Origin of the sequence: Flavobacterium aestuarii, assembly GCF_040049115.1 — a bacterium.
Taxonomy (GTDB): domain Bacteria; phylum Bacteroidota; class Bacteroidia; order Flavobacteriales; family Flavobacteriaceae; genus Flavobacterium; species Flavobacterium aestuarii.
Map to the genome: position 1 here is coordinate 1 of NZ_JBDLZZ010000033.1, position 9,559 is coordinate 9,559.

Annotated in this window: 14 protein-coding genes; 10 read left to right on the forward strand and 4 right to left on the reverse strand. The window is 31.5% G+C overall.

Annotated features, from left to right (window positions below):
* The first annotated feature begins 177 nt into the window (after positions 1-177).
* From ABEG11_RS18705 to ABEG11_RS18720, 4 genes are all read left to right on the forward strand, one after another.
* Positions 178-519, forward strand: a complete 342-nt coding sequence (locus tag ABEG11_RS18705) for a type II toxin-antitoxin system RelE/ParE family toxin (RefSeq protein WP_348825713.1) — start codon at positions 178-180, stop codon at positions 517-519.
* Positions 520-522: 3 nt separating this feature from the next.
* On the forward strand, positions 523-849 hold the full coding sequence (locus ABEG11_RS18710) for a helix-turn-helix domain-containing protein (protein WP_348825714.1): 327 nt from the start codon (positions 523-525) through the stop codon (positions 847-849).
* A 169-nt stretch (positions 850-1,018) separates the two neighbouring features.
* Complete coding sequence (locus ABEG11_RS18715) at positions 1,019-1,369, forward strand: hypothetical protein (protein WP_348825715.1); 351 nt, start codon at positions 1,019-1,021, stop codon at positions 1,367-1,369.
* Between the two features lie 112 nt (positions 1,370-1,481).
* Positions 1,482-1,937 carry a hypothetical protein gene (locus tag ABEG11_RS18720; protein ID WP_348825716.1) on the forward strand — a complete coding sequence of 152 codons (456 nt, stop codon included), beginning with the start codon at positions 1,482-1,484 and terminating at the stop codon, positions 1,935-1,937.
* A gap of 204 nt (positions 1,938-2,141) precedes the next feature.
* On the opposite strand, the gene ABEG11_RS18725 is transcribed toward ABEG11_RS18720, so the two are convergent.
* The 4 genes from ABEG11_RS18725 to ABEG11_RS18740 form a co-directional block, all read right to left on the reverse strand.
* On the reverse strand, positions 2,142-2,477 hold the full coding sequence (locus tag ABEG11_RS18725; protein ID WP_348825717.1) for a hypothetical protein: 336 nt from the start codon (positions 2,475-2,477) through the stop codon (positions 2,142-2,144).
* A 7-nt stretch (positions 2,478-2,484) separates the two neighbouring features.
* Positions 2,485-2,658 (reverse strand): hypothetical protein, encoded by a 174-nt coding sequence (locus tag ABEG11_RS18730; protein WP_348825718.1) that lies wholly within the window; start codon positions 2,656-2,658, stop codon positions 2,485-2,487.
* A 151-nt stretch (positions 2,659-2,809) separates the two neighbouring features.
* Positions 2,810-3,013: a hypothetical protein gene (locus tag ABEG11_RS18735; RefSeq protein WP_348825719.1), complete on the reverse strand. Its 204-nt coding sequence runs from the start codon at positions 3,011-3,013 to the stop codon at positions 2,810-2,812.
* Positions 3,010-3,204 (reverse strand): hypothetical protein, encoded by a 195-nt coding sequence (locus ABEG11_RS18740; protein ID WP_348825720.1) that lies wholly within the window; start codon positions 3,202-3,204, stop codon positions 3,010-3,012. Before ABEG11_RS18740 ends, ABEG11_RS18735 begins: the two co-directional genes overlap by 4 nt.
* Before the next feature lie 196 nt (positions 3,205-3,400).
* On the opposite strand from ABEG11_RS18740, the gene ABEG11_RS18745 reads away from it, so the two are divergent.
* From ABEG11_RS18745 to ABEG11_RS18770, 6 genes are all read left to right on the forward strand, one after another.
* Positions 3,401-4,003: an RDD family protein gene (locus tag ABEG11_RS18745; RefSeq protein WP_348825721.1), complete on the forward strand. Its 603-nt coding sequence runs from the start codon at positions 3,401-3,403 to the stop codon at positions 4,001-4,003.
* Between the two features lie 183 nt (positions 4,004-4,186).
* Positions 4,187-4,654 (forward strand): hypothetical protein, encoded by a 468-nt coding sequence (locus ABEG11_RS18750; protein WP_348825722.1) that lies wholly within the window; start codon positions 4,187-4,189, stop codon positions 4,652-4,654.
* Positions 4,655-5,073: 419 nt separating this feature from the next.
* Positions 5,074-5,481 carry a hypothetical protein gene (locus ABEG11_RS18755; protein WP_348825723.1) on the forward strand — a complete coding sequence of 136 codons (408 nt, stop codon included), beginning with the start codon at positions 5,074-5,076 and terminating at the stop codon, positions 5,479-5,481.
* A gap of 243 nt (positions 5,482-5,724) precedes the next feature.
* Positions 5,725-6,447: an SMI1/KNR4 family protein gene (locus tag ABEG11_RS18760; RefSeq protein ID WP_348825724.1), complete on the forward strand. Its 723-nt coding sequence runs from the start codon at positions 5,725-5,727 to the stop codon at positions 6,445-6,447.
* A gap of 702 nt (positions 6,448-7,149) precedes the next feature.
* Positions 7,150-8,259 carry a DNA adenine methylase gene (locus ABEG11_RS18765; RefSeq protein WP_348825725.1) on the forward strand — a complete coding sequence of 370 codons (1,110 nt, stop codon included), beginning with the start codon at positions 7,150-7,152 and terminating at the stop codon, positions 8,257-8,259.
* Positions 8,246-9,355 carry a hypothetical protein gene (locus ABEG11_RS18770; RefSeq protein ID WP_348825726.1) on the forward strand — a complete coding sequence of 370 codons (1,110 nt, stop codon included), beginning with the start codon at positions 8,246-8,248 and terminating at the stop codon, positions 9,353-9,355. The genes ABEG11_RS18765 and ABEG11_RS18770 overlap by 14 nt, the downstream gene beginning before the upstream one ends.
* The last annotated feature ends 204 nt before the right edge of the window (positions 9,356-9,559 follow it).

Below are 9,559 nucleotides of genomic sequence, written 5' to 3' on the forward strand. Positions count from 1 at the left end.
CTTGTATTTGGAAGATTTGGCAAATCCGAAAAATGGTCTTAATTTAATCCCAAACCTCGTGTAGCGACGGGACGTTATGCGTCAGCTTAAAAAACTAAGAATCGACATTTTAAAGAAAATTGTTTCCAAATTTAGAAACTTTTTTTATCTTTGTTCAGTTTAACAAAGGAAATACAAATGAAATATTTTGAAACAAGATTTATGGAAGAAGCAAATGAGTTTATATCTGAACTCGACCCAAAGACTATCAAAAAAATCTTCTATAATATTGACCTTGCTGAACAAACAAACGACCCCAAATTGTTTAAAAAACTACAAAATGACATTTGGGAACTGAGGACAAAGTTTGTCGGGCTTCAAATTCGATTACTCGCATTTTGGGATAAGTCTGACAATAAAGAAACCTTGGTAATCGCTACACATGGCTTTATTAAAAAAGTTGACAAAGTACCCGCAAACGAAATTAATAGAGCCGAAAGACTGAGAGAAAAATATTTTAATAACAAACAAAAAAAGTAAGCTATGGCAACTAAAGAAATCAAAACGTATTCGCTAGCCGAAATGAAAGACAAATATATTGGTAAAATAGGAACTGAAGAGCGTGACGAATACGAGTATGAACTTCGTATGGACGTATTGGGGAAAATGATTAAATCTGCAAGACAAGAACGTCACCTAACACAAGAAGAACTTGGCAAACTTGTTGGAGTACAAAAATCTCAAATTTCTAAACTTGAAAGCAGTGCTAATAGTGCGACAATTGACACAGTTTTGAAAGTATTCAGAGCATTAAAAGCTGAGATTAATTTTAACGTGAAACTCGAAGATAACTTTGTCAAACTCGCTTAACAGAAAAAAAGCCGAACGCATAACCGCTACTACAACGGATTTGGGCAATAGGCTTAATGGAAAAATGGTTTTGTATTTGGAAAGATTTGGCAAATCCGAAAAATGGTCTTAATTTAAACCCAAACCCGCTGTAGTAGCAACACGTTATGGGCTATTTAAAAACCGAAAAGTGACGAAAAACAATCCTGAAATATTATTCAAAGAGCATTTGAAAATATACGTTTTGCCGAAAGACAAGATTATATTTGAAAATGAATTAGAAAATCAAAATATTGAATATTATAGTGATATAGAAAATCAACCAATGTTTGAAAACGGAATTAGATATTTTATATTAGATGCCGACAGAATAAAACTTGATAAAATTTTTACAGAAAACGGAATTATTGCTCATACAGAAACAATTACAGCTTCGGATTATCGAGATGAAAAAAAAGCAATGAAATTGTATCTAATAGTTGGTGGAATTGTTGCAGGAATTATGATTTTAATAGCGATTGTTGAAAGCTTGCTAAAATGAAATATTTGAAATGCAGAAAGTGAAATAAAAAACAAAAAAGCGATAACAAAACCTAAATAAACAGCCCATAACACTTGCTACAAGAGATTTGGGCAATTGGCTTAATTTAAAAATGGTTTTGTATTTGGGGAGTTTTGGCAAATCCGAAAATAAGGCTTTATTTAATCCCAAACCTCTTGTAGCAAGGGAACGTTATGGGCTATTTAAAAACCGAAAAGTGACGAAAAACAATCCTGAAATATTATTCAAAGAGCATTTGAAAATATACGTTTTGCCGAAAGACAAGATTATATTTGAAAATGAATTAGAAAATCAAAATATTGAATATTATAGTGATATAGAAAATCAACCAATGTTTGAAAACGGAATTAGATATTTTATATTAGATGCCGACAGAATAAAACTTGATAAAATTTTTACAGAAAACGGAATTATTGCTCATACAGAAACAATTACAGCTTCGGATTATCGAGATGAAAAAAAAGCAATGAAATTGTATCTAATAGTTGGTGGAATTGTTGCAGGAATTATGATTTTAATAGCGATTGTTGAAAGCTTGCTAAAATGAAATATTTGAAATGCAGAAAGTGAAATAAAAAACAAAAAAGCGATAACAAAACCTAAATAAACAGCCCATAACACTTGCTACAAGAGATTTGGGCAATTGGCTTAATTTAAAAATGGTTTTGTATTTGGGGAGTTTTGGCAAATCCGAAAATAAGGCTTTATTTAATCCCAAACCTCTTGTAGCAAGGGAACGTTAGTGATAATTCTAAACACGAATCATCTTCAAAAGATAATCAGAAAGGTCGGTATCTAAAATTAATTCTTGTGAAATATTCATTTCTTCACAAATAATAAAAGCAGGTAAATTAAAAATCTTACTATCTGCTTTGATATGTACTCCATCTCTAAATGGAGTATCTAATTTACCATCTTTAAAATGAGATTCAAAAGCTCCATTTCCACCATTTGAAGTTGTTTTTGAAATAGGAATAAACAACATTGTATCATTGTACGTTTCTGCAAAATGCTTGTAAACTATTCCATAAATCCAAATGACATTATACCAATTATCTCCTGCGTTTTTAATTCGACTAAATCTCATTTCTAATCTAGGAAATGGTAGTTTTTTTTTGCAATTCACTTTCTTTAAAATATTCGTGTTTTTGCCATTCTAAATTCCTTAAATCAGCAGTATTTTTTAATTCTGCTATTTCTCCTTTTAGTTTTTCAATTTTGTATTCTTTTTTTTCAATTGTCTCGTTTAATCTTTCTTCTAGTGTCATAAAATTTAGTTTAAAAGAACTATCACTAACAGTAGTCTTGAGCTAGTGGCAGTTGGTTTTGTGTCCGAAATGACTCGGATAGTCTTAATTATTGTTTTATTTTTGCTGTCATTGGTCTTGAATCGTGCCACCAGCACAAGGCTACGAACCGTTATAACTCATTTTGGCGAACCATAATAAGACGACTTTTTTTGTCTAAAATAACGTTTTCTTTTTCAATGATTTTAACCTCACTAATTATAATTTTACAAGGTTCATCTAAATACCAAATGTATTCAGGGTCAGTTTCCGAAATCATACCTACTTCACAATATTTTGGATTAATTCCTTTTGGTTGAAAATATACTGTATTCATAATAAAAAAGAGTCAATGGTTTTGAAATAAGTCTTAATTGCATTTTCAATTATATTAAAGTTTTCCTCTGTTTTTTCAATTTGTAAATCAGAACAAATTATATGTTTTGCGTCATCAACGTTTTTTTCAGACATATATTTTAGTCCATTAATAAGTTGAATAGTTTTAAATTTAATTGTATTTTCGTTCATAAAAACGAGTTATAACAGTGGCTTTGCTCAACGGCTGTATTAGGCAAAATTTCAGCACTGTTTTGTGTTTGTAAAATTTGTTTTTAATTCAATAATTTAGGCTTGCTTATCAGCCACTAAGCAAAGCCACGGGACGTTAACTGTAACTTGACACCAACGAAACCACAAATAAACATCAAATAAAATTTTTAAAATAATGAGAATATTGAAGTTTGTAATGTTTAATCGATTTGTGAAAATGTATTTGCAAAGCAATTTTTCGCTTCTAGAATGGAACAAACGATTTAAATCGTTAATTCTTGAAATGTGGAATATACCTGTAATATTTTTTCCAATATTAATTATCTCAATGATTCCGAAAATTAGTTTCGGTAATCCAAATCAAGCTAGTTTTGTATGGACAGACATTATTTTTTCAATATCATTCAGCTTAATGATGGTAGCTATAATTAACAAAGATTTCTTTGGAGGACAAAGTGCAGTTCACAGATTTTTAGGTTTTAAAGTAGTTGATGTAAAGACAAATGAACAAGCAAGTAAACTGAAATGTATGTTAAGAAATGTTACAGCTCCAATATGGATGATAGAAGTAATTTTTTTATTAGTAAATCCTAAAAGAAGACTTGGAGATATAATAGCAGGGACTAGTTTAATTGAAATTGAATCAACAGACCCAGAATTAATATTAATAGAAATACAAAATGCGAAATTTGACAAGGAGGCAAAATTAACGCTTTTGATTTCTATAGTTTGGGTAATTGTATTTATACTTTTATTTGACCAAAGAATAAGACTTTAGTAAAACAAGCTACAGTTAACACTTGCTACAAGAGATTTGGGCATTAGGCTAAATTTAAAAATAGTTTTGTATTTGGAAGATTTGGCAAATCCGAAAAATGGTCTTAATTTAATCCCAAACCTCTTGTAGCAAGGGGACGTTGGCGGTAAGCATCCGACTGCTCACAACAAAAACAATCGTAAAATGAGAAAATATATTTACTTAGCTTTCATTTCAATTCTTTGTTTCATATTAGGGTTTTTATCATTTAGCTATATAGAAAATTTTGCATTAGAAAGTTTTAAAAGCTATAATTTATCATTCAGTCAAATGAATACACAGTTTATGCATACACTGGAATTTGCAATAATTTGTGGAATTTCACCAATTGTGACTAATATTATTTGGAAAGAAACTAAAACAGAAAAAAGTAACTCAAAAATCATTTCAGTTATTTTACTTTTATTAATAATCGTAACATTTGTTGCCATTAGATTCTCATTATTGAAATCAGAATTAGATTCTCAAAAGACGCTTGGATTTTCAACACTAATAACTATGGAAGACTTAAAATTTCCGCGAAACATTTTGTTTGGTGAAATTTTAGGACTTACCATAGTGTACGTTTTTTTGAAGATAACAAAATCAAAAGAGCAAAATGCCTACCGCTAACACTTGCTACAATAGATTTGGGCAATTGGTTTAATTTAAAAATGGTCTTGTATTTGGAAAGTTTAGGCAAATCCGAAAATAAGGCTTAATTTAACTCCAAACCTCTTGTAGCAAGGGAACGTTACTGGAGACTTGTGCCGAAATTACGCAGAAGAAAACAATTTGAAAATAATCATTTGTTCGCGCAGGTAATTCAAAGCAGAAGCGTGAAAATTGGAATTTGAAAAAGCAGAAAAAACTGAAAAGCGTTGCGCTGAAAATTGCAAACCGAAAAGTAGAAACGTGAAAATTGGAATGTGAAAAGCAGAAGCGTGAAAAGCTTACGTTTAAATTTTAATTACGACAAAACAAACCTCCAGTAACAGCGGTAATTTTGAATCATGATTCCATCAAATTTCATTTGAATAAACTTTAATTATATGAACGCAAGACATTATAGAATAGAATATAACTTATCAGCATTAGATTTTCCAGCCATTGAAGGTCCTGGTGAATCAAGGATTGATTTCAGAACTGAATCTCCATTTATCTTAAACAATAAATTGCAACTGAAAATTACCAAGAAGTATATTCTTGTGGAATTTTATAACAGCAAGGAACACGAAATTCTCACTGCGATATCAGTCTACGAAATACCGCTAAGTGAAATTAAAACTAGAGAAAACATACATGAATTTTATAATGATGCTACATTAGGTTTAAGTGAGGCTTATGAGTTTGCAAAAACGAACTTGCCACTTCCAGACATTAATTTTCCTAATTTGCCTATCGAAGTTTACCAAAAAGAAATTGATAGAGTTTTTTATGTATTAAACAATCTTAATTAATCCATAATTTATTATTGAAAATACCACTGACAAAGAAGCTTGAAAGTTTGCGGTTAAATTGTAATTTCGTCAAAAACAAGCCTCCAGTAACACTTGCTACAAGAGATTTGGGCAATTGACTTAATTTAAAAATGGTTTTGTATTTGGGATGTTTTGCAAATCCGAAAATAAGGCTTACTTTAATCCCAAACCTCTTGTAGCAAGGGAACGTTAGGCACAAGCTAAAACAATACGAACAGAAATATGACACCGAAACAACAATTACAATCAATCCTTTCCAACCAATACGAATCGGAAGACGGAGATTTGTATAAGGTAGAATTGCTGAACGGAATGACCGACAGTGAAATAGAAAACTTGAAAAATCAGCTTCCAGATAACAACTTACCGAATGAAATCGAAGAATTATTAAGATTCAGCAAAGGTTTTGAGTTTTATGGACTTGAAGAAGTACGTTTTGATGCGTTCGGTCATTTTGGATTTGAAGAAATGTTTCCAAAATCAATCCAGCTTGCAGGAGATGGATTTGGGAATTTTTGGATTTTAGATATTGACTCTAAGGGAATTTGGAATTCAGTTTATTATGTCTGTCACGACCCATCTGTCGTTGTAAAACACTCTGAAAATTTAACGGAGTTCATAAAACACGTTGACGAGTTCGGACAAAAAGGAAATCAATCCAACTTGGATATTATTCACGAAAAGACCGTAATGGATATTTGGAGCGAAAAAGTCGGAATAATGGAAAAAAATGAAAAAGATTATGACTTTGAAAACGGACAAGTTGAACTGCCAGAAATGTTTTTAGTGGCAGACTTGACGAATCAACCTATAAAAACAGGATTTCCTTGGGGTAAATCAGGACCGAACACAAAAATCATAAGACCGAATGATGAACCAATTTGGATAGTTGAAAAACGAGTGAAACAAAGTTTTCTGTCGAGATTATTCGGTGGAAAGAAATAAATAGCCAGTGCCTAACACTTGCTACAATAGATTTGGGCAATTGGCTTAATTTAAAAATGGTTTTGTATTTGGGAGTTTTGGCAAATCCGAAAATAGGGCTTAATTTAACCCCAAACCTCTTGTAGCAAGGGGACGTTATGCGGGAGTTGTGCCGAAATTACGCAGACGAATCCAATTTGGAAATGAAGTTTGTAGCTCGCAGAAACTTAAAAAAGCAGAAGCGTGAAAATTGGAATCGCCAACAGAAGTCGGAAAGTCGAAATCTGACAACAAACTAACGAAAAACCGAAACGGAAAGTAGAAGTCTGAAAAGCGGAAGCGTGAAAGTTGGATTTTGCCAACAGAAAACTAAAAAGCATTGCGAAGAAATTAAAAATAAATTGAAAATTGCGAACCGAAAAGCAGAAACGTGAAAATTGGAATGTGCCAACAGAAGCGTGAAAAATTTGCGGTTAAATTGTAATTTCGCCAAAACAACCCCCGCATAACACTTGCTACAAGAGATTTGGGCAATTGGCTTAATTTGAAAATGGTCTTGTATTTGGGATGTTTAGCCAAATCCGAAAATAAGGCTTAATTTAACCCCAAACCTCTTGTAGCAAGGGGACGTTGGGCGTAATGCTAAAAAAACATCGGATGATTAAAGAGTCCCCAGAAAAACAACTTATCTTTGTTTTTTGTAGAATTTTATAAAATTTAAATATGCTTTTTGAAGAATATCAATATTTTAATCATCAATTTCCTGAACCTCAATACTTAGGAGCCAAACACACTCTTTTGTCTTGGATAAATCAATTTATACCTAAAAACACAAAATCTGCACTTGATGCTTTTGCCGGTTCACAATCTGTTGGCTATTTATTGAAACAACAAGGATGCAAAGTAATTACAAACGATTTTTTAAATTTTAATAATCAAATTGGCAAAGCTTTAATTGAAAACAAGTCTACCAAATTAGACAAAACAGATTTAGATATTCTTTTTCAGCCTGCAAAAAACAAAAACGAATTTGACTTAATTGAAAATACATTTACAAATGTATTTTTTGAAAAAGAAGAGGCACAGTTTTTAGATAATTTCAGAGCAAATATTTCATTATTAGAAAACGAATTTAAGCAAGCTCTTGCTTTTACGGTTATCAATAGAAGTATGACCCGAAAAATAACTATGGGTCATTTTGGTCATACACAAGCTTTGGTCTATGCAAGCGACCCAGAAAGAATTAAACGAAACCGAAGCTTAATAAGACCAGTCAAAGAAATTTTTGAAGAATTACTTCCGAAATACAATGATGCTATTTTTGATAATAAGCAAGATAATCAGAGTTTCAACCAAAATATTTTAGAACTATTACCTAATATAGAAAATGTTGATTTGGCATATTTCGACCCACCTTATTGTGATAGCCACGCAGATTATCAAGGATTTTATCATTTGTTAGAAACTTATACGGAGTATTGGAAAGACAAAGAATTTATAAATGGCATAAAACGTTATGAACCTCAAAGATTTAGCGGTTTTGACAAAAAAAGAGATGTTATATCTTCTTTTGAAAAACTATTTGAATTATCAGAAGAAATTCCGAATTGGTTAATTAGCTACAACAATAGAAGTTATCCAGGGATTGAAGAATTTGAAAAATTAATTTCAAAGTACAGGAATGTAACAGTACAAGCAAAAACATATCAAAACGGAAGAGGCGGAAAAGGAAGCGTTGCAGGTAGCCAAGAAATACTATTTGTTTGTAGTACTAAAAAAAAGCATTTCGTTTCAAGTAACCATAAAGAACAATTAGTAAATGAAGGACTTTAATTATTGGGATAAATTACATAAAAACGAAGAACTCGAAGAGTTTAGTAATGATAATATTGGTCTTTTATGGCTAAAGACAAAATCAATTAGCAGAAAAGAACTTATTGCTGAATTTTTAAAAATCAACAATATTACTCTGAAAGAAACTGCACTTGCCAAACAATTCGTTGAATTATTTGGCATATTGAGCACTGATGTAATTAATTCAAATCAAATTCTTGACAACTTCATTAAATCGGAAAATACGAAACAAGTTGGAGCTCTTAACACAGCGCAACTCGTATCAGAATTATACAAACTAAAGAATTTTGATTGGGGCGGAGATTATCAAAATTCATTAGACAAATATTTGGTAAGCAGATATGTAAAAGTTCAAAACCCTTCTTATGAAAACTTACTTTCCAAATTTGAAACAGAAATTAGTGTAGCTGTTCAAGGTTATGTTTTAAATAGTTGGTACAACCATTGGAGCAGTATTTTAATCGAACATATCTTTAAATCTCACACAGAGGTTCTGCCAACAGTCGGACAAATCAAGAGTGTTGACTTTTTCATTAACGATATACCATTTGATTTGAAAGTCACATACTTACCTGCGGAATATATAAAAACAAAACGTAAAGAAAAAGGATTGCCTGTTGAACTAACTTTTCTAAAAAAGAAAGCAACAGAAGCCAAAATTATTTTTGACAAAACGGCAAAACCAGGAGACATTTTCTACGAAATAGTTGAGAAAATGAAAGACAGAAACGATGATTTCTGTTTAGAAGTTCTTAAAACTTTAAAAGACGAAAAATTAGAAATTTTAAAAGAAGTACAAGATAACCCAAAAATATTAGCTACTTGGCTTTATGAAAATCAAGGAGAAATGCGTTTCGGTTCAGAAAACCGTTTGTTTCTTGTATTGGTTGACACGGACGACTTTACAAACTCGTGGAAATTGAAAAGAAATATCGACCTTTTAAAACCTACAATCCTAAACTATTTGGACAACTTCAAAACGAAAAAAACAGAAGACCTAAAAGTGGAATTTGAATTCAAAGGTAAAACAAAAACATTTACAGCATTAACAGACATAATATTTGTCGTTAAATAGCCTGAGAAAATAAGCACTACGCCCAACACACGCTACAAGCAATTTGGGTATTAGGCTTAATGGAAAATTGGTTTGTATTTGGAAGATTTGGCAAATCCGAATAATGGGCTTAATTTAGTCCCAAACTGCTTGTAGCGCGAGAACGTCAGGCTGTGAAAAAACCTCTTTTTTCGATAGTTGCAAGGCAAAAAACCTGTCCTCAAA